Here is a 19,911-nt window from a genome sequence, read left to right as displayed (position 1 = left end):
AAGAGTGAAGGATAAAAAATGAATCGCCAATTTCTCAAGCAATTTTTAGTTGCGCTTGCATTATTTCTGCTGGGGTATTTCACGTTCAACAGTAAGTTGTTCGCTGCGGAAGCACATCGAGCGCAACCGCAGCAACACAAGGTCATTAGCTGAGCGTTTTCAGGTATTCGCGGATACCAGTTAAGAGCATTTCAATCGACATTGCTGCTAGAATCAAGCCCATCAAACGTTCAAACGCCGTCATCACATGTGCACCTAACACGCGTTGCATGCGTTCTGCACCGAGCAGGACGACTAGCCACACAATGGCGACGGCAGTTAGTGCACCAAGATGCACTAAGATCTCCATATTGTTATCCGATGAAAACAAAAGCACGGTGGCCAATGCAGACGGGCCGGCGAGTGCTGGGATCGCAAGAGGAACAATAAAAGGCTCATGGTTTTCTTCGGTGTCGCCGAACACCCCACCTTCTTGTGGAAACACCATCCTCAGCGCGATTAAAAATAAAATAACGCCGCCACCAATCCGAATCGACACTTCAGATAGTTGTAGGGCTGTCAGAAAGCTTTTGCCAAAGAACATGAACAAGAGAAGCAAGATAAATGCAATCGCACATTCGCGCACAATGACGCGCCAGCGACGTTCAGGTGAAACATGGGATAGCGCACTGACAAAAATCGGGACGTTACCAAAAGGATCGGTCACTAAAATCAATAAAATCAGTGTCTGTAAAAAATCTTTTGCCATGAATGTTGTTTTCTTAAATAAGTAATGCCATTGAGATTCATCCATCCAGTGCGCTCCCAGTCTAATGGTATAAAGGGGGCGCATTCATCCTTTGCGTATGTGGCGTGCCATGTTGCACGAGAGCTGACGGGTGTACTATGTTTGGACGGTTGAAAAATGAAATATGAGCGCGATGTGGCAAAAATATCTCTGTTATTGCTCCATGCGAACTTATGTCAATTATAGTGCATAGGATGTACAGAATTGAAGTTCTGGCAGATGCCGCCGCTGTTGCGCGAGCGTTGTGTGAAGAATTAGCGGTATGATCTTGTTCCTAAAGATACGAACGGTCGTCTTTTTTAATGATAGTAGGATAATGATGGTATTGCAAAATGGATAAAATTGTCGAACGGCCTGATACGCCTTGTGTTGCGGTTTGCTCTACGACGTTTGATGATGTCTGTCGCGGTTGTGGCCGGACCGTGGTTGAAGTGGCGGAATGGGTATTTATGAGTCCAGAACAGAAAGAAATCGTATGGGAGCGAATCCTTGCACAAGGATTTCCTCGCAGAAATACATGAACGCCTGGTTTTCGGGATCAATTTGATCACGTCAGGGCCTATTCATTCGTAAAAATTGGATGCGGAGCGGAGACGATAAATGACGGAAGTAAAAAAAACAGGAAGACGGCGCTTTATTTTGGGTGGTTTGGGCGCTGCTGGCGCACTGATTGTTGGTTGGGGATTTTTACCTCCTCGACAACGGTTGCAGGGCGCACACGGACTTCCCGTGGATGGCGACGAGGTTGCACTCAATGGATGGGTGAAGATTGCCAAAGACGGTACCGTTATTGTGGCCATGCATAAAAGTGAAATGGGGCAAGGTATTCACACCGCGCTACAAATGCTGGTTGCTGAAGAATTAGATGTGCCACTGTCGCAAGTAAAAACAATGCCTGCCCCGATTGATAAAATCTACGGCAACGTCGCCATGTTGGCGGATGGACTCCCATTTCACCCAGATGAGCAAGGTGCGGTGAAACGTGTTGCTCAATGGTTAACGTCAAAAACAGCCCGAGAACTTGGTGTGCAGGTGACGGGAGGATCCTCCAGTGTGAAAGATGCTTGGATGCCAATGCGTGAGGCTGGCGCGACGGCACGGGCAATGTTGGTGGCCGCGGCTGCGAAAGAGTGGTCCGTCTCTGCTGCAGATTGCAAGACGGAGAATGGTTTTGTGTTGCATTCCAGCGGGAAAAAGCTGTCTTACGGCGACTTGGCAGTCAAAGCGGTTGACTCACAACCCGGAAACATTGTCTTAAAAGATCCCAAAGATTTTCGTCTCATTGGGACGTACCAACCGCGGACAGACGCTTTATCGAAGGTCGATGGGAGTGCCCAGTTCGGTATCGATGCCCGTCCAGAAGGTCTTGTGTATGCTGCGTTGAAGTTAAGTCCCACAATTGGCGGCAAAATCCGACATGTTGATAGTCAGTCTGTGATGGCGATGGCGGGTGTGTTGAATGTCGTTGATTTTTCTAAATCGCTTGATGAGCGCTCCGTTGCGGGTGTTGCAGTGGTCGCGACATCCTTTTGGACCGCAAAAAAGGCGGCGGATGCATTAAAAATCGATTGGGATGCAGGACCGCATGCCCAACTATCCACGGACGCGGTATTGAAAGAATTGTCCCAGCAACTGGATGCAGAAGAGGGGTTTGTCTATTACAAACGTGGTGATGCCGTGGCTGGGCTAGCCAAAGCGCCTGGTGTTAGCGTGGTCTCTGCCCAATACCAAGCTCCTTTTCTTGCACATGCAACGATGGAGCCGATGAACTGTACCGCGCAATGGAAGAATGGGCGACTTGATTTATGGGTATCGACACAAGTGCCTAGTATTGCTGTTGATGTTGCTGCAAAGCAGGCGGGTATTTCTTCAGACAATGTTCATTTGCACATGAGCTTTCTCGGTGGTGGATTTGGCCGGCGACTGGAAGTCGATATGGTATTGCAAGCGGTCGTCATTGCGATGCAAACCAACGGTGCACCAGTCAAATTGGTGTGGACCCGCGAAGAGGATATGAGTCACGATATGTATCGCCCGGCAGCTATGGCGCGCTTTCAGGCGACGGTTGATGAAAAAGGACACGTTTTTGGCTACGTCAATAAATCAGCCTCTGGGTCCGTTACGCATCAAGTACTCAAGCGCACATTTGGCGTGCCTGGTGCTGGTCCTGATAAAACGACCGCTGAAGGTGAGTTTGATACCTCTTACGATTTCGAACATCAAAAAATCTCCCACGTCATCGTACCGACGCCTGTTCCGCTAGGATATTGGCGCTCCGTGGGTCACTCACATAACGCATTTTTTAAAGAGAGCTTTATAGACGAATTGGCTCACGCTGCTCATAAGTCTCCAGTCGATTTTCGTCGTCAGCTGTTGAGTAATAACCGGCGTCATCTCACCGTCCTTGATGCGGCGATGAATATGGCGGGAAGTGCACCGAGTGGTCGTGCGCATGGTATCGCGTTACATCGTTCATTTGGTACGATCGTCGCTCAAGTGGCTGAAGTGTCCGTCGATCAAGGTCGAATCCAAGTCCACAAAGTTTTTTGCGCAGTCGATTGTGGTATCGCAGTGAACCCCAATATCATTCGGCAACAAATGGAATCGGCGATTATTTTCGGGCTGAGTGCGGCGCTATACGGTGAAATTGTGATTAAAGACGGTCGGGTATTGCAAAGTAATTTTCATGACTATGCTGTAGTGAGAATGAACGAAGCACCGCAAATCATGGTCGACGTCATAAAGAGTGCTGAACCGCCAGAGGGAGTGGGGGAGCCAGGTGTTCCGCCGATTGCACCTGCTGTTGCCAATGCGTTGTTCATATTGACGGGGCAGCGTCTGCGAAGCTTGCCATTGCGATTGACGTGATCTTTTGAACTTAAGCTAGGCAACATGGTCTTTGAGGTGGTGGATTCATTGGCGTGTTGTCTCGCTTTGTTAGATTAATCATTCTAGATTGCCTGACTGCAAGCGGCTTTCCGGCTTTTTTTTGTTATTTTTAAGTTACAAACACGACTAAGTTCATATTCACCCTTTATACTGCGAGGCGCGTTGCTGGCGCTTAACGCCGTTTGATTAAATTTCATTTTCTGATAAGTATTTATGTTGAACTCTGAATCTATCGTCGTTCCTTCTCCTGCCATGGCAAGTAAGCGTCAGCGGTCTCGCGGCTTTACGTTGATCGAGATTATGGTTGTCGTTGTCATTATGGGTATCCTCGCCGCCTTGGTGGTACCTAAGTTAATGGGGCGCACAGACGACGCTCGTATTGCGGCTGCAAAGCAAGATATTTCAACGATCATGCAAGCGCTCAAGTTGTATCGCTTGGATAACCAGCGTTATCCAACTACCGAGCAAGGTCTTCAGGCATTGATCGCTAAGCCGACCTCTGGTCCTGTCGCAAATGGCTGGAAAACAGGTGGTTATATTGATAAATTACCAAAAGATCCTTGGGGTAACGCTTACCAATATCTTTCTCCAGGAATTAAGGGGGAAGTGGATGTATTTTCGTACGGCGCTGATGGGCAGCCAGGTGGTGTAGGCAATGATGCGGACATAGGCTCTTGGGACCTGTAAGCTCTTTGCATGAAAAACGCACGCAAACAACGCGGATTTACCCTTCTCGAATTACTGGTTGTGATGGTGATTGCGGGAATTATGCTAGGCGTGGTTAGCTTTAATGCATTGCCAAATTCTCGGCAGCGCTTGGAGAGCGACGCGAAGCGACTCGCGTTGTTATTTCAGCTGGCGCGCGACGAAGCAATATTACGTAATCTGCCAGTTGCTTTTGATGTTGATCAGTATGGGTATCATTTTCTCGTGCGCGAAGATCGCGTTTGGTCACCATTGAAAGACGATATGCTGCGCGAGCGTAGTTTCGAATTGTCCCCAATACAATTGAATATTGAACCGCCTCAAAATCAGGCGAACGTGCGCATTATTTTTGGTCGGGAACCTGTCGATAAACCTTTTGTTTTGACGCTAAAAACGCCTGATGCTAGTGTAAAGATCATTGCGGATGGTGTCGGACATTATTCCGTCGAATGACATGCGCCATCCTATCTCCCGCTCATCCGGATTTACCTTGCTTGAAGTGCTCGTCGCATTGGTGATCGTTGGTACTGCATTGGGTGCCAGTTTGCGTGCCGTTGGTAGTCTTACTCAAAACAGCAATGATTTGCGCGTGTCTCTCATGGCGACTTGGTCTGCGGAAAATCGTCTTGCCCAAATTCGGCTGTCGCGTGAGTGGCCGTCGCTGGGCGACAGTAATTTTGAGTGCCCGCAGGCTGATTTGCATTTACAGTGCCAGCAACACGTTATTGCAACCCCAAATCCTTCTTTTAGGCGTGTTGAGGTGGAAGTCTACGAAAACGATAAACCTGATCGCCGGATCATCAAATTGACGCAGGTTGTGCCTAATGCATTGTAAATCTCGTCGTGGCTCTACTTTGGGCTTTACCCTCATTGAATTGCTCGTTGCTATCAGCATCCTTGGTATTGTTGCCGTTTTAGGGTGGCGCGGTTTGGATGCGATTGTTCGCGCACGTGAAAAATTGAATGATGAGATGCTACAAACGCGTGGCGTTCAACTCGCTTTTGCTCAAATTGAAAATGATTGCGCGCACCTGATGAACCCTGCAATGCTTCCCGGACAAAGCGTACTGACCGCTGCTGGTACGAAGCTGATGCTGATTCGCTCTCTTTTTGATGAGAGTCAGCCAGTGCTGTACCAAGTGGTCGTCTACGATGTGGTCGACGGTGTACTCTCTAGGCGAGAATTAACGCCTACGAGAGAGATCCCTGTTTTGTTGGCTGAATGGCAAAGTGCAGCGCAAGATGTCGATGGTACACCAGTGATCCCTCTACAGAAAATGACCCAGTCATTTAGTTTTCGCACATGGAAGCAAAGTGAATCTGGATGGCGTATGAACGGCGAAGACTTATTGAGTGCATCGGATGCGAAGCAGTTTTCGGGCATTGCCACTGCCGGAGTTTCTTCGCAAAGGCCCCCGATTCTAGGTGGCCTTGAGGTCGCTATGCAGGTGCAAGGGCATGAAGGATCAATGACCAAAATTTTCTTGTTGGGGGCGAATTAATGTTGTTCTACAAGAAGATTAACAAAGAACGCGGTGTGGCGGTCGTCACCGCACTGTTGCTCACGACGTTAGCAATTACGATCGTCGCTAGTTTATTTTGGCAGCAACAGGTGCAAGTACGGTCAATTGAAAATCAACGTATGCAGCTCCAAAAAAAATGGATTTTGCGGGGCGCAATTGATTGGGCGAGATTGATTTTGCGGGAAGATGCGAGACACTCGAATGCAGATTATCTTGATGAACCTTGGGCTGTCAAATTAGAGAATACAAAACTCGACCAGTACGTCGAAGAGGATAAGCAAAACGCTGAAAACAACGATGCAACACTCTCTGGACAGATTGTTGATGCGCAAGCTTCCTACAATTTAAATAACTTAGCAACCAATGGCGTTGTTGATGCGAAAGAAGTCGCAGTGTTTTCTCGCTTGTTGAGTAACTTACATTTGCCCTCTAATTTAGCGGCAGCGACGGCATCCGTCGTGGCGCAGACGCAAGCGACATTGAAAGCGCCAAAAGGGAATCAAACCAATCCAAGTCCCGCAAGTAGTGTCACTGATGCAACTTCAGCATCAACTGCGGACGCAACATCAGTGCAATTTTTGCAATTTACGCAAGTGGATGATTTGCTGGCTGTGCCGGGCTTTTCCCCTGACATGATTGTGAATTTACGCCCTTATGTTGTTGTTTTGCCGCGAAATGGTGCCGTGACACCAGTTAATTTTAATACAGCACCTGCCGAAGTGATTTCGGCAAGGGTAGATGGAATTAGTATGGGGGATGCCTCGCTCATTATTGCAAGCAGGAAAACAGCTTTTTTTAGTACTTTTCAGGATCTTCAACACCGTTTTTCGAACAAAATTAGTAATGATATGTCGCCTTATGTCGATATTAAAACGGGGTTTTTCATGGTTAACGGAAAAGTAAAGATGAATCGGTCGGCATTGGATGTCAGCGCGCTTGTAGCGAGAGCAAGTGACGGTGCGACGAAGGTACTTTGGGTAAGAGAAAACTAAACGAAAATGGCAAGTACACTTTTTATTTCTATGCCCGCAAGGGGAATGATTCAAGCGACACCTGAATGGGTTTCGCAGCCGTTACCTTTTGCTTTGCTTTCGGCTGAAGGGCAATTGCTTGAGCAGGGACAAAAGACACTCTCAGACCTGAAAAAGCTTGCTTTGGACGTGCGACAACTCAGTCTGCTGATTTCTGCCTCAGATGTGAGCTTGTTGACGGTGAAAGTACCACCGATGCCTTCTGCAAAATTTAAGGCTGCCTTGCCCAATTTGATCGAAGAACAAATTACGGGTGACCCATCAGAGACAGTGTTAGTGGCAAGTGCAGTTGTTGAGGGTATGTCGACGGTTGCCGTGGCGGATAGACAGTGGATCGAACAGTTAGCCATGATTGTCAAGGAGTGGCCTGTTCGCAAAATTTCTGCTTACCCAGCGCAACTCGCATTACGCATGCCGGTCGACACGAGTCATGTCTCTGCAATGATTGAGAACCGTGATCAATGTGCGAATTTGACGTTGAGGCAATCTCAATTTCAAGGCCTAGGATTTGATCTCGCTGCCCCCGACCAGGAAGGCGCTGTTCAGACGCTTCAATTGCTGGCATCGGGCAATCAGATTGATTTGTACGTTCCAGCAAATGAAAAAGACGCTTATGAATCGTTGATAACCCAGCAAAACCTGGCTTCCAGCATCCAAGTACAGGCGATTTCTTGGGCTGCAAGAACTGGTGGCATCAATGCTCTCACGCCTGACTTGATGTCGGATATTTCAGCGATACACAAGCCTGCAGTCGATTGGGCTATGTGGCGTTGGCCTTTGCGCCTTGTCTTTGTCATTCTGTTAGTGAACATCGTTGCAGTGAATTTTGAGTGGTTTAACCTCAAGAGAACAGCAAAAAGTCTCAACGATGTATTGATACAAACCTACAAGACAAGCTTTCCAAAAGAAACCACGATCCTCAATCCGCTCGCCCAAATGCGCCAGAAAGTCAATATGGCAAAAAAAATGGCGGGCCAATTTGCGCCGGATGATTTCGTTGTGATGGCGTCTGAGTTTGCTCAGGTATGGGATAGAGTCGTGATTGGACGTGCAGCTTCGGTTATCTCTATTGATTATAAAGAGCATGGATTAGAGGTGCGAGTGAAGTCCTTAAGTACGGTGCCTATGGATCAACTGAAGTCTGCCTTGGCTGAACAATCTTTACAATTAACAGCAACATCGGATGGGGTTCTTCATGTTACCCACTCGGAGGCAAAATGATGAAATATCCATTCCTTCAGCAAACAAAGCAGCAATTCGATGTATTTTGGAATGCGCGAGACGCGCGTGAGAAAAAACTGCTGACCTCCGCAGTCATCGTTATTTTTGCTGCTGTGATTTATGCGGTTTTTCTTGAGCCTGCAATAACTGGGCGGACAAAACTAGAGACGCAAATACCAGAATTGCGTCAGCAGGTGGCAGAAATCTCTGCATTAAGCAGTCAGCAGGCCAAGTTAGCGTCGGGGATGAATCAAGTCATTGATCCCGTGTCGAAAGAATTAGTAGAGACGAGCTTGTCCGCAAGAGGAATCAAGGCGCAGAGTTTAAGCGTGACCGATGATATTGTGAGAGTTCAGATACAGTCAGTCGCCTATGCAAACATTATGGATTGGTTGCTGGAATCACAGCGAGCCTCTCGTCTTACTGTTGAAGAAGCACGGTTGATTGCTTTACCTGAAAATGGACAGGTTTCTGCGACATTGATGCTTAAACAGCAGCGCGGTGGTCTTTGACATGGCGTTGAAAAGTATATCTGAGAAAATGGCGTGGGTTGCCGGTGGGTTTCTCAGCCTAGTATTGACGGTACTGTGTTTTTTGCCAGCAAGTTGGATGGGTGTGTTGATTGAACGTCAAACGGAAGGGCGTTTGAGTTTGGGCGATGTGCAAGGATCCTTTTGGAACGGTTCGGCGTTTGTTGGTGTTGCTGCTGGAGTAAATGACCCCGTAACGCCTTTGTTTCCAGGAAGATTTTCTTGGAAAATATCGCCTTTGATTTTGCTGGCACAGTTGGATCTCGAATTGCAAAATGCGCAGGCGCTTTCGGTACCATTCAAAATTACGGGTAATTTTTCCGAATGGCATGTGAGCCCAGCGGCGATTGTTTTGCCTACAGAGCGTTTAGAAGGGTTGGGTGCGCCATTAAATACGCTCGGCCCATCGGGCAATTTGCATTTGTCTTGGAATAACTTGCAGTTCACCCGTGAGGGCGCGCAATTGAGTTGGCAGGGACAGCTTCAACTGGATTTATCTGAGATGGCATCGCGCCTCTCGCCGGTAAGACCGCTAGGCAGCTATAAAATGTCGTTTGATTTACATGGCAACAGTGCAGATGTTAATCTCGTCACGCAGACGGGGCCAATGATGCTCACTGGGACAGGTGCATTGAATGGTGGGCGCTTCCAGTTTTCTGGTAAGGCGTGGGCACAAGAAGGACAAGAAACAAAGTTGGCAAATTTGTTGAATTTGCTGGGGCAGCGCCGAAAAGACGGCGATAAGGATGTAATCGCGTTAGAGTTCAAATGAAAACATTTCCATTAAAAAGCAGGGCAGCTATGATCCGCAATTCCTCAAGCAAACCACGGTTTCAGTTTTCCGCTATCGCCGGTGCGCTCACGCTAAGTGTAGGCTGTTTAATCAGTAGTGGGGCGTTAGCGCAATCACCTGGTAAAAACACCGCTGATCTTAATTTTGTTGGTGCCGATATTGAATCTGTTGTAAAAGCAATCGGTCACTATACTGGGACGACTTTTATTATTGATCCCCGAGTGAAGGGGCAGGTCAATCTCGTTTCAGAAAAGCCATTAACGAAAGATCAGGCATTTAAACTGCTCACGTCGACCCTCCGCCTGCAAGGCTATGCGGTTGTGTTCGCTGACGGCTATTACAAAGTGGTTCCAGAGGCGGACGCTAAGTTGCAGCCTGGTCCTACTAAAATGGTACAGAGTGAAAACGGTGAGTCCGTCAAGGGCGATCAGGTGGCGACCCAGATTTATCGCTTAAATTACGAATCAGCAGCGAATATCGTTACGGTATTGCGTCCTTTGATTTCTCCGAACAACACGATCAATGCCAATCCTGGAAATAATTCCGTTGTTATTACTGATTATGCTGATAATTTAAAACGTCTCGATAAAATTATCGCTGGTCTTGATGTTCCCGCCACGGTTGATTTGGATGTGATTCCGGTCAAGTACGCAATGGCATCCGACATCGCTGCGATGGTGTCGAAACTGACGGAAAATAACACGGCAGGCGCGAACGACGCTGGACACGCGGTGTTGATGGCGGATCCACGAACGAACGCACTGTTGTTGCGTGCGCCTTCTCAAGCACGTGCAAACCTTATTAAATCGCTGATTGCCAAACTCGATCAACCAACAAGTTTACCGGGCAATGTTCACGTTGTGTATTTACGCAATGCCGAAGCCGTGAAATTAGCGCAGACCTTGCGATCAATCGTTTCTGGCGATACCTCGGAGCAGCAGACAAGTTCTGGTTTGTCTAATACAAGTTCAACGTCTGGTTCAACGTCCAACGGTTCGTCACAAAATGGCTTCAACATTAGTGCCAATAGTTCTGTTGCTGGTGGAAGTGGCCTGTCCTCAAGTGCGACAGCAAAAACGACAGGATCCGGCGGTGCAGCAGGATTTATTCAGGCTGATGCCGCTACGAATACGCTGATCATTACGGCAAGCGAACCAGTGTATAAGAATTTGCGGTCAGTGATCGATCAACTTGATGCGCGGCGTGCGCAGGTCTATATCGAAGCATTGATTATTGAAGTCAATGCGGATAAAGAAAATGATTTCGGCGTGCAGTGGGCAGGGCTGTCCGGGAATTCGAATAGCGATTATCGCATTGGTGGTGGAACGATCTTTTCTACCGGCGCAAACAATCTTGCTACGTTAGCGACAACCTCCACCACTTTGCCAAGCAATGGTTTGTCGATTGGTGTGTTTAAACAAATTGGTGGGAAATTAGGTTTGGGTGCTTTGGCCCATATGGTCGATAGCGGAAACGGGACCAATATTTTATCGATGCCAAATTTGGTGACCTTGGATAATGAAGAGGCGAAGATTGTTGTTGGTCAAAACGTGCCATTTATTACGGGTCAATTCACGACTTCAGCGAACACTGGCTCTGCCGGCGTGAACCCATTTCAAACAATTGAGCGTAAAGATGTTGGTTTGAAGCTGACGATTAAACCGCAAATTTCCGAGGGTGGGACTGTGAAGCTCGCCATTTATCAGGAAAGTTCGTCAGTTGTGGCGAGTTCTGCAACCAACTCTTCAGGTCCGACGACAACGCAGCGTTCGATTTCGACGAATGTGCTGGTCGAAGATGGTGCGATCTTGGCATTAGGTGGATTAATCTCTGACACGGTTGGCGATACCACCGAAAAAGTGACTGGTTTGGGCGATATTCCCATTATTGGAAATTTGTTTAAGTACCAAACCGCAACCCGAAACAAAACAAATTTGATGGTGTTTTTGAGACCTACGGTCATCCGCACAGCAGAGGATAGTAATAACGTCTCTGTTGATCGATACGACTACATGCGGACACAAATGCCTGTGCCAAAAGGTGGAAGTGCTGCTGCGTTGTTACCAGAAATGGAAAAAGGCAAGCTCATGACAACGCCCATGACAATTCCATCGCCAGCGTCGAAGTCCACTGTGACTGAAGGTAAGTAAGCCATGGTAGAAAACCGTTTGTTACCGTACGGATTCGCACGGGATTTTCTGGTGTTGGCGAGCAAGGATACGTCGATACCCGACGCTCCTGTGGAGATCTCCATATCTCAAAAAACGCCCCCCTCAGCCATCGCCGAGGTTGGTCGAAAGTTTGGGAAAGTAAAGCTGAATGTGCTTACGCCTGACGCTCTTGAGGCACTGATTGCGAAAGCCTATGCTGGCTCCGGCGGTGATGCTGCTGATGTGGTTGGTGAGGTGGAATCCGATCTCGATCTGGCAAAGCTATTGATGGATATGCCAGCGATTGAAGACTTGCTAGAGTCTGCGGATGATGCGCCGGTGATTCGTATGATCAATGCGCTATTAACACAAGCGTTACGCGATGGTGCGTCCGACATTCATATTGAGCCTTTTGAGCAAATTTCCGTCGTGAGGTTTCGCGTTGACGGTGCGTTGAGGGATGTTGTCCGTCCACGCAAAGCAATTCATGCGTCGTTGATCTCGCGTATCAAAATTATGTCTCAGTTGGATATTGCGGAAAAACGTCTGCCACAAGATGGTCGGATTACACTACGTATCGGCGGTAAGCCTGTTGATGTGCGTGTGTCGACACTACCGACTGGTCATGGTGAACGGGCTGTATTGCGTTTATTAGACAAAGAAGCGGGACATCTGAATCTGAGTAATCTCGGGATGAGTGATGAGGTGCTTCATAGCTTTGATAAATTAATCTCCCAGCCCCACGGTATCGTGCTGGTAACGGGACCGACTGGATCTGGTAAAACGACGACTTTGTACGCTGCGCTTTCAAGGTTGAATGCAGGGACGACAAATATCCTCACCGTCGAAGACCCAATTGAATATGAACTCGCAGGCATCGGTCAGACCCAAGTCAATGCGCGTATCGATATGACATTCGCAAAGGCATTGCGGGCGATTTTACGTCAAGATCCTGATGTGATTATGATCGGTGAGATCCGGGACCTCGAAACCGCGCAAATTGCGGTTCAGGCTTCGTTGACTGGGCACTTGGTGCTTGCCACCTTGCACACCAATGACTCATCTGCCGCCGTCACACGTTTGCTGGATATGGGGATTGAGCCATTCTTGCTATCGTCGTCCTTACTTGGCGTGGTTGCACAGCGGTTGGTTCGTAAATTATGTACACATTGTCGCGTGGAAGAAGCAGGTCGTTGGCACGCAGTTGGTTGTGATCATTGTGGACACACTGGTTATCAAGGGCGACTGGGTGTGTATGAATTATTGCAAACGACGGATGAAATCCGTGCGCAGATTCATCAAGAGGCGTCCGAAGCAGAGATTCGATTAGCAGCACAGAAAAATGGCATGCTAACGATGCGCGAAGACGGTGAACGTTGGATTAGAAGTGGCGTCACTACGCAAGAAGAAGTTCTGCGTGTAACTAAGGAATAGAACTGTGCCAGCATTTCGATATGAGGCTGTCAGTGCCGAGGGTGTGACCAGTAAGGGCGTGCTTAATGCAGACAGTGCACGAGCAGCTCGTAGTGAGTTACGTTCGCAAGGCTTGGTGCCAGTCAGCGTGGAGTCGATTCGTAACCAGTACGATGCGGATGGGGCAAAAAAGCGGCCGTTTTTTGCCGAGCGCCTATCGAGCGTAGAGCTTGCTTTATTTACTCGGCAGTTAGCCAGTTTGCTGGAGGCAGGCTTACCATTAGAGCAGTCTTTGTCGGCATTATTGGAGCAATCCGAGCGCACGTTTATTCGGGATATCATTGCTTCAATCCGTTCTGAAGTGATCGCTGGTGCAGCACTATCAGACGCGTTAAAGCAGCATCCCAATGATTTCGCCGATATCTACTGCGCGCTTGTGGCATCTGGTGAGCAAATTGGTCATTTGTCTCGGGTCTTATCGAGATTGGCAGATTATATTGAACGTCGAAACGCCCTCGTGCAGAAGGTGAAGCTTGCCTTTACCTATCCAGCGATTGTCACCGTAGTTGCTTTTGCGATCGTCATTTTTCTGTTGACGTATGTGGTGCCGCAAATTGTTTCTGTCTTTGCAAATACGAAACAAAAACTACCGTTCTTGACGGTCATGATGTTGGCGATATCCGATTTTGTGCGCAATGAGGGATGGTTGGTTGCCTTATTGTTCGCTATTGGGTTCACGGCATGGCGTGCAGCATTAAAGAAACCAGAGATTAAAATGCGATGGCATCGATGGTTGCTTACTGCACCCGTCTACGGAAAGTTTGAACGCAGTCTCAATACCGCACGATTTGCGAGTACCCTCGCGATTACGACGGGATCTGGTGTGCCTATTTTGCGGGCATTACAGACAAGTCGAGAGACCTTGTCGAACGTTGCGATGCGTGAGCAAGTCGAAGATGCTACAGCGAGTGTACGCGAAGGGGTAGGACTTGCCCGCGCGCTGGCTGCGCATAAGCATTTTCCGCCAATGCTCATTCACATGATCAGAGCAGGGGAAGTTACCGGTGAATTGCCTGCCATGCTTGAAAGAGCATCGAGTGCTCAGGAGCAGGATCTGGAACGTCGCGCCTTGACGATTGCTGGCTTACTTGAACCTGTATTGATTCTGGCGATGGGTGGCGTTGTTCTGTTGATCGTTTTGGCCGTGCTTATGCCAATTATTGAAATTAATCAGCTGGTACGCTGACAGGAAAGAAAATGAAGCGATTACCTTTATTTTGCAGTTTTGTAGCATTCATTATCCTTTGCAGTTCGCTGAGTTTTTGGGGAATCCACCTCTTTAAGCCCATGAACCGTCGGGTTGCAGATGCGCCTTTGAAGGGAAGTGTTGAACCGGGTGCTGGTCAATGGGGGAGCCTGTTTGGTGGGGCACAGGTAGCGCAGGTGACTGCGAGTAATTATGACCTGAAGGGCATTATCATTGCGAAAAAAAATGATGAGAGTCTTGCAATCATGATGCCAACCGGTAAGCCGGCGCAGACGATTGCACTTAATACGGAAATCGCACCTGGCGTTGTTCTGAAAGAGATTCATGACAACTATGTGATGATTTCAGAAGCAGGTGTGATGCGGAGGGTATCATTGCCGGAAAATGCACCCCTCACTAACGGTGCAACAAGTGTTCGTGGTATCGGTACTGAATTGCCGCAGGTTACGCCAGCATCCCCTGTGGCACCCGTCGCATTTCCGCCGCGTCCCAATCCTGCAGGTGCTCCTGTGACCAATGTGCCTCCAGCGCAGAACGTGCCAATTGCTGTGCCAGTTTTTGCGCCGACACCCACGCCACAAACTACACCTCCTGCCGAGAAATGAGACCCGATATTGGTTTTTTGCCTGTCGCCGTCAAGCAAGGCTTAGCGTTGGTGCATCCATCTTGGCTTGATGCAATCATTGCAGGGCTTAAGGCAATGCATGATGCTGCCCCTGCTTACTTCGAACAGTTATGTGCAGCGGATTTTTTACCAACAAACGGTCGTTTGTTTGCTGCATTCGCATTGCCGATTGATCAAGTGAAATATGTGCTGGTAGGAGAGGGGCCTTATCCGCGGGAGGAAAGTGCGACGGGTGTTTGTTTTATGGATGGGGCAGTCGATCAAATATGGTCCAGTGACGGCAAGGGTCTTTCAAAACGCGTGAATCGTGCAACGTCATTGCGCAATTTCATCAAAATGCTCCTCGTTGCTGAAGGAACGCTCAGTGAAGACAGCACAGCAGGCGTGGCGATGGAGCAGGTTGCTGTGCATGCCGTGCGTGCGGATTCTGGATATATTCAAACCTTGTCCGAGATGGAGCAAAACCTTTATCGCCAAGGTTTCTTGCTTCTCAACGCATCATTGGTGTTTAGAACGCATGTTGCGCCTGTCAAAGACGGTCGTTCATGGCAGTTGTTTTTTCGACAAATTTGTCTAGCGTTACATCAGCATCATGCCGTTTTAGATGGATCAATGCCTGCGTTGATTCTTTGGGGCAAAATTGCTGAGTCATTGAACCACCTCCAAGAAGTCGCGATGCTGCCGAAAATTATCGCTGAACATCCGTATAACCTGAGTTTTATCAAAAATCGTCAGATGCAAGCCTTATTTGCTCCAATGAAATTGCTTAAAAATTTCTCGAAAGAAAAATTTTGTTAGAATGCATGTACTTTAGATGGCTTAGTTGAGATCTTTGTAGAATAATTACGATATTGCGTAAGTGTTACGCCGCTCAACAGAACAGTGCTTAAGTAGTTTATGCTAAAAAAAATTGAAATTTCGCAATTAAGACTTGGAATGTATGTTCAAGAACTGTGTGGTTCTTGGATAGATACGCCATTCTGGAAAAAATCGTTCTTGTTATCAGAGCAAAACGAGTTATTGGAAATTCAAAAAACAAAAATAAAAGAAGCGTGGATCGATACAAGCAAGGGTCTTGACGTTTATCAAGAGCCTGAAAAGACACCTGTGGCGCCAGCACCTGAGCTTCCTGTGCCGAAGCCAGCCATCGCTCGCACAGTAGCCCCCGTTTCGATGGGCGAAGAGTTGGGACGTGCGTCACAAATCGTCACCAAGTCAAAAGAAGCGGTGTTTTCGATGTTTTCGGAAGCACGTATGGGCAAAGCGGTTGACGTTGGTAATGCCAAAGAAATGGTTGAAGAAATAGCTGACTCCGTGATGCGCAATCCAGGTGCGCTGATCGGCTTGGCACGTCTTAAAACCAAAGATGACTATACCTACATGCATTCCATCGCTGTCTGTGCGTTGATGGTATCGCTCGCAAAGCAGTTAGGGTTGTCCGATGAGCAAACGAGAGAGGCTGGTCTTGCAGGGCTGCTTCACGATATCGGTAAAATGATGATTCCTGGCGAAATATTGAATAAACCAGGTAAGTTGACCGATGATGAATTTGTGTCTGTCAAAGAGCATCCCACAGCAGGTTACAAAATGCTTCTGGGGTCAGAAGGTGTCAGTCCTGTCGCGCTTGATGTTTGCCTTCATCACCACGAAAAAATGGATGGGACAGGGTATCCCAAAGGCCTCAAGGGCGAGCAAATTAGTTTGCTTGCGCGAATGGGGGCTGTGTGCGATGTCTACGATGCGATCACTTCAAATCGACCTTACAAACAAGGTTGGTGTCCAGCAGAGTCGATTCGGAAAATGGCCGAATGGAGCAAGGGACACTTTGATGAAAAAATATTTCAGGCCTTTGTTAAAAGTATTGGGATTTACCCCGTTGGAACCTTGGTTCGACTTGAATCAGGTCGTTTAGGCGTCGTTGTTGAACAGCAAGTAGGTAAATCATTGTTAGCGCCAAAGGTCAGGGTGTTTTTCTCCATCAAGTCAATGGCCTACATCGCACCAGAATTACTTGATCTTTCTGGACCTGGGTTGCAGGATCGTATTGCTAATCGTGAAGATGCTGGTAAGTGGGGCTTGAAAAATATTAACCAGTACTGGTTAGGGGACGCCGCACCATTCTGAAGATGCAAGTCTGTTTCAGACAGAGCTTCGTTTGTTGATTTGATCGATGATCGCTGATGGCAAGAATAAACAAAAAACTCCACCTTTACATGGTGGAGTTTTTTTATAAGCTGTTGTTTTATCTAATCTCTATTATTTTTTTATCTCTCAGGATGAATCACTATTTTCCCTGTCACTTTTCGTGCCGCTAAATCATTTAATGCAGACGCGGTTTCCGATAGTGCATACGTTTTCGAAATGTGTGGCTTAATTTTTCCTGCATGAAGCCAGCCTAATAATTCCTTCATCGCAGCGAGATTGTTTTTGGGTTCGCGTTTGGCAAACTCACCCCAGAAAACGCCGACTAACGAAGCGCCTTTCAATAACATCAAATTGAGGGGGAGTTTAGGAATATCGCCGTTGGCAAAACCAACAACTAAATAGCGACCGCGCCACGCAATCGATCTAAACGCAGGTTCGGCATAAATGCCACCAACAGGATCGTAAATGACGTCTGGACCTTTGCCGTCGGTGGCCGTTTTAATGGCCTCACGCAAATCCGCTGAACTGTAGTTAATTAACACGTCAGCGCCATGTTGCCGACAAATTTCTAGCTTTTCATCAGTGGATGCAGCTGCAATAACCTTTGCGCCAAGTGCCTTGCCAATTTCAATGGCTGCCAGACCTACACCGCCAGCAGCCCCCAAGACCAGCATCGTCTCACCGGCTTTCAGTTGTGCGCGATCGACAATGGCGTGATGGGAAGTGCCGTAGGTAAGAGTGATTGCTGCTGCGGTGTCAAAATCCATCCCCGGAGGCATTGGCATGACGGCTGATGCTGGTGCGACAACTTGTTGTGCGAAAGCGCCATGACCGATAAATGCGATCACCTTATCGCCTTGTTTTAGGTGTGTTACTCCTTCGCCAACAGCAAAGACTTCTCCGGATAGTTCGCTACCGGGAGAAAAAGGAAGTTCAGGCTTAAACTGATACTTGTTCTGTATGATGAGTACATCAGGAAAATTAACACCTGCAGCTTTTACTTGAATGCCAACCTGCCCAGGTCCAGGAGTTAACTCTGGCAATTCCATTATTTCCAGGGTATCGGGGATACCCCATGCCTTGCAAACTGCAGCTTTCATTTTGTAGTCTCCGTGTTAAAAAATAGAACGATCGTTTATTTTTATTATGCCGTAAAAAAGTCACATCGGTAGAAAATTGTTTTTGTGCTTCGGTTAGAATGTGGATTATGAAAATCTTAATTAGTAATGATGACGGATATCTCGCTCCCGGAATTGTGGCGCTCGCCCGCGTGCTCGCTACTTTTGCTGATGTGACCGTGGTAGCTCCGGATAGCAATCGCTCTGGTGCGTCTAACGCGCTGACATTGGATCGTCCATTGTCAGTTCAACGTGCGGAGAATGGATTTTATTTCGTGAATGGCACACCGTCTGATTGTGTGCACATTGCACTGACTTCGATCCTTAAGGAAGCGCCGGATTTGGTCGTTTCCGGCATTAATCAAGGGCAGAATATGGGCGATGACACCCTCTATTCTGGTACTGTTGCCGCTGCAACCGAAGGTTTTTTATTCGGAGTGCCAGCCATCGCTTTTTCGCAGGTGAATAAAGGATGGGAGCATCTTGATACTGCAGCTAAAATCGCTGCGGATATGGTAAAACATGGTTTCCCTCAGTTGCCTCGGCCATTCTTACTCAATGTTAATATTCCTAATCTTCCATTGGATGAGATTCAAGGTGTGAGGAAGGCGCGGCTTGGTAAGCGTCACTCGTCTGAGCCCGTGATTTCAATGCGTGATCCACATGGGCGCGATATTTATTGGATCGGTCCTCCTGGTGCGGTCCGTGATGGTGGGGAAGGTACAGATTTTGATGCTACCTCAAGGGGTTTTGTTTCTGTGACGCCGTTGCAAATCGATTTGACTAACCATCATCATTTGGACATGCTCGACATGCCGTTCAAATGACAGCGCCGAAAGAGAAGCGATTCCCACTCTCGTTGTCCTCGGTTGTTGAACGTAAAGAGAGTGGCGGAAGAGGGTTAGGAACGGCAAGTGCGTCTACTCAGACGGCGATGCAGAATCTGGGGCGCGATGCATCGGGCTTATCACGGCCTCACCCTGTATCGGCATGGAATCCTGTCAAAGAGCAAAAAACTCCGGTCGTCAACACGAATGAGAGCCCACTTGTTTCTGAGGCAGTTCGTCGCGCAATGGTTGCTAGGATCGCCCAGCAAGGTGTGAAAGACCCGATCGTACTTGAGGCGATGCGGGCAGTGCCAAGACATTTGTTTTTAGATTCTGGACTTGAGAGTCAGGCCTATATCGACGCATCTTTGCCGATCGGACACCACCAAACAATCTCGCAGCCCTACATTGTGGCAAGGATGTTAGAAATTCTTCGTCAGGGTGCGAAGTTAGATAATGTATTGGAGATTGGGACGGGGTGTGGTTATCAGGCCGCCGTCCTGTCGCTTATTGCGACTGATGTGTATTCCATCGAACGTATTAAAGCGTTGCATGAACTCGCAAAAAATAACTTGCGGCCAATGCGCATCGCCAATATTCGTCTTCATTATGGTGACGGTATGCTAGGGATGCCTCAGGTTGCACCGTTTGACGGTATCATACTGGCTGCCGCTGGGATGGAAGTGCCGCAAGCGCTCTTAATGCAGCTGAAAGTGGGCGGGCGTTTAATTGCCCCCGTTGGTGGTCGAAATCAGGTGTTGCAATTGGTTGAGCGTCTATCGGATGTCGAATGGAAGAGCTCCGTCGTTGAAAATTGTCATTTTGTCCCGTTACATTCAGGTGTCATTTGACACTATCGAAAGATGTCGATTGTTTTATCTATAGCG

The 19,911-nt window shown here is 47.9% G+C and carries 21 protein-coding genes; 19 read left to right on the top strand and 2 right to left on the bottom strand.

Features of this window, described 5'->3' with window-relative positions:
• The first annotated feature begins 18 nt into the window (after positions 1-18).
• Entirely contained in the window at positions 19-153 is a 135-nt protein-coding gene (locus ACO0K2_RS11180) for a hypothetical protein (RefSeq protein WP_423018736.1), read from the top strand.
• Here ACO0K2_RS11180 and ACO0K2_RS11175 read toward each other — a convergent pair.
• Entirely contained in the window at positions 146-748 is a 603-nt protein-coding gene (locus ACO0K2_RS11175) for a MarC family protein (RefSeq protein WP_423019387.1), read from the bottom strand. The genes ACO0K2_RS11180 and ACO0K2_RS11175 overlap by 8 nt on opposite strands.
• A 371-nt stretch (positions 749-1,119) precedes the next feature.
• On the opposite strand from ACO0K2_RS11175, the gene ACO0K2_RS11170 reads away from it, so the two are divergent.
• From ACO0K2_RS11170 to ACO0K2_RS11095, 16 genes are all read left to right on the top strand, one after another.
• Positions 1,120-1,308, top strand: coding sequence for a DUF1289 domain-containing protein (locus ACO0K2_RS11170; RefSeq protein ID WP_423018734.1), 189 nt, complete (start codon positions 1,120-1,122; stop codon positions 1,306-1,308).
• A gap of 79 nt (positions 1,309-1,387) precedes the next feature.
• Positions 1,388-3,655 (top strand): molybdopterin cofactor-binding domain-containing protein, encoded by a 2,268-nt coding sequence (locus tag ACO0K2_RS11165; RefSeq protein WP_423018732.1) that lies wholly within the window; start codon positions 1,388-1,390, stop codon positions 3,653-3,655.
• Between the two features lie 234 nt (positions 3,656-3,889).
• On the top strand, positions 3,890-4,363 hold the full coding sequence (gspG, locus tag ACO0K2_RS11160) for a type II secretion system major pseudopilin GspG (RefSeq protein WP_423018730.1): 474 nt from the start codon (positions 3,890-3,892) through the stop codon (positions 4,361-4,363).
• Positions 4,364-4,372: 9 nt separating this feature from the next.
• Positions 4,373-4,834 (top strand): type II secretion system minor pseudopilin GspH, encoded by a 462-nt coding sequence (gene gspH / locus ACO0K2_RS11155; protein WP_423018728.1) that lies wholly within the window; start codon positions 4,373-4,375, stop codon positions 4,832-4,834.
• Between the two features lies 1 nt (position 4,835).
• Positions 4,836-5,216 carry a type II secretion system minor pseudopilin GspI gene (gene gspI, locus ACO0K2_RS11150; RefSeq protein ID WP_423018726.1) on the top strand — a complete coding sequence of 127 codons (381 nt, stop codon included), beginning with the start codon at positions 4,836-4,838 and terminating at the stop codon, positions 5,214-5,216.
• Positions 5,206-5,883 (top strand): PulJ/GspJ family protein, encoded by a 678-nt coding sequence (locus tag ACO0K2_RS11145; RefSeq protein ID WP_423018724.1) that lies wholly within the window; start codon positions 5,206-5,208, stop codon positions 5,881-5,883. Before gspI ends, ACO0K2_RS11145 begins: the two co-directional genes overlap by 11 nt.
• On the top strand, positions 5,883-6,896 hold the full coding sequence (gene gspK, locus ACO0K2_RS11140; protein WP_423018722.1) for a type II secretion system minor pseudopilin GspK: 1,014 nt from the start codon (positions 5,883-5,885) through the stop codon (positions 6,894-6,896). Before ACO0K2_RS11145 ends, gspK begins: the two co-directional genes overlap by 1 nt.
• Before the next feature lie 6 nt (positions 6,897-6,902).
• Entirely contained in the window at positions 6,903-8,156 is a 1,254-nt protein-coding gene (gene gspL / locus ACO0K2_RS11135; RefSeq protein WP_423018720.1) for a type II secretion system protein GspL, read from the top strand.
• Positions 8,153-8,668 carry a type II secretion system protein GspM gene (gene gspM, locus ACO0K2_RS11130; protein WP_423018718.1) on the top strand — a complete coding sequence of 172 codons (516 nt, stop codon included), beginning with the start codon at positions 8,153-8,155 and terminating at the stop codon, positions 8,666-8,668. Before gspL ends, gspM begins: the two co-directional genes overlap by 4 nt.
• 1 nt (position 8,669) lies before the next feature.
• Positions 8,670-9,458 carry a type II secretion system protein N gene (locus ACO0K2_RS11125; protein ID WP_423018716.1) on the top strand — a complete coding sequence of 263 codons (789 nt, stop codon included), beginning with the start codon at positions 8,670-8,672 and terminating at the stop codon, positions 9,456-9,458.
• A 29-nt stretch (positions 9,459-9,487) separates the two neighbouring features.
• Positions 9,488-11,629, top strand: a complete 2,142-nt coding sequence (gspD, locus tag ACO0K2_RS11120) for a type II secretion system secretin GspD (RefSeq protein WP_423018714.1) — start codon at positions 9,488-9,490, stop codon at positions 11,627-11,629.
• A gap of 3 nt (positions 11,630-11,632) precedes the next feature.
• Positions 11,633-13,063 carry a type II secretion system ATPase GspE gene (gene gspE, locus ACO0K2_RS11115; protein WP_423018712.1) on the top strand — a complete coding sequence of 477 codons (1,431 nt, stop codon included), beginning with the start codon at positions 11,633-11,635 and terminating at the stop codon, positions 13,061-13,063.
• A gap of 4 nt (positions 13,064-13,067) precedes the next feature.
• Positions 13,068-14,288 carry a type II secretion system inner membrane protein GspF gene (gene gspF / locus ACO0K2_RS11110; protein WP_423018710.1) on the top strand — a complete coding sequence of 407 codons (1,221 nt, stop codon included), beginning with the start codon at positions 13,068-13,070 and terminating at the stop codon, positions 14,286-14,288.
• An 11-nt stretch (positions 14,289-14,299) separates the two neighbouring features.
• Positions 14,300-14,914: a type II secretion system protein N gene (locus ACO0K2_RS11105; protein WP_423018708.1), complete on the top strand. Its 615-nt coding sequence runs from the start codon at positions 14,300-14,302 to the stop codon at positions 14,912-14,914.
• On the top strand, positions 14,911-15,732 hold the full coding sequence (locus ACO0K2_RS11100; protein ID WP_423018706.1) for a uracil-DNA glycosylase: 822 nt from the start codon (positions 14,911-14,913) through the stop codon (positions 15,730-15,732). The genes ACO0K2_RS11105 and ACO0K2_RS11100 overlap by 4 nt, the downstream gene beginning before the upstream one ends.
• A 99-nt stretch (positions 15,733-15,831) precedes the next feature.
• Positions 15,832-17,058: an HD-GYP domain-containing protein gene (locus tag ACO0K2_RS11095; RefSeq protein WP_423018704.1), complete on the top strand. Its 1,227-nt coding sequence runs from the start codon at positions 15,832-15,834 to the stop codon at positions 17,056-17,058.
• 140 nt (positions 17,059-17,198) lie between these two features.
• On the opposite strand, the gene ACO0K2_RS11090 is transcribed toward ACO0K2_RS11095, so the two are convergent.
• Complete coding sequence (locus ACO0K2_RS11090) at positions 17,199-18,179, bottom strand: NADPH:quinone oxidoreductase family protein (RefSeq protein WP_423018702.1); 981 nt, start codon at positions 18,177-18,179, stop codon at positions 17,199-17,201.
• 107 nt (positions 18,180-18,286) lie between these two features.
• Between ACO0K2_RS11090 and surE the strand changes: the two genes are divergently transcribed.
• Both surE and ACO0K2_RS11080 read left to right on the top strand, forming a co-directional pair.
• Positions 18,287-19,024: a 5'/3'-nucleotidase SurE gene (gene surE / locus ACO0K2_RS11085; protein WP_423018700.1), complete on the top strand. Its 738-nt coding sequence runs from the start codon at positions 18,287-18,289 to the stop codon at positions 19,022-19,024.
• Positions 19,021-19,875: a protein-L-isoaspartate(D-aspartate) O-methyltransferase gene (locus tag ACO0K2_RS11080; RefSeq protein ID WP_423018698.1), complete on the top strand. Its 855-nt coding sequence runs from the start codon at positions 19,021-19,023 to the stop codon at positions 19,873-19,875. The genes surE and ACO0K2_RS11080 overlap by 4 nt, the downstream gene beginning before the upstream one ends.
• The last annotated feature ends 36 nt before the right edge of the window (positions 19,876-19,911 follow it).

Origin of the sequence: Undibacterium sp. MH2W (assembly GCF_049340215.1) — a bacterium.
Classification (GTDB): domain Bacteria; phylum Pseudomonadota; class Gammaproteobacteria; order Burkholderiales; family Burkholderiaceae_D; genus Undibacterium.
Note: the sequence above shows the minus strand (reverse complement) of the source record. Positions and strands in the feature narration are given on the sequence as shown.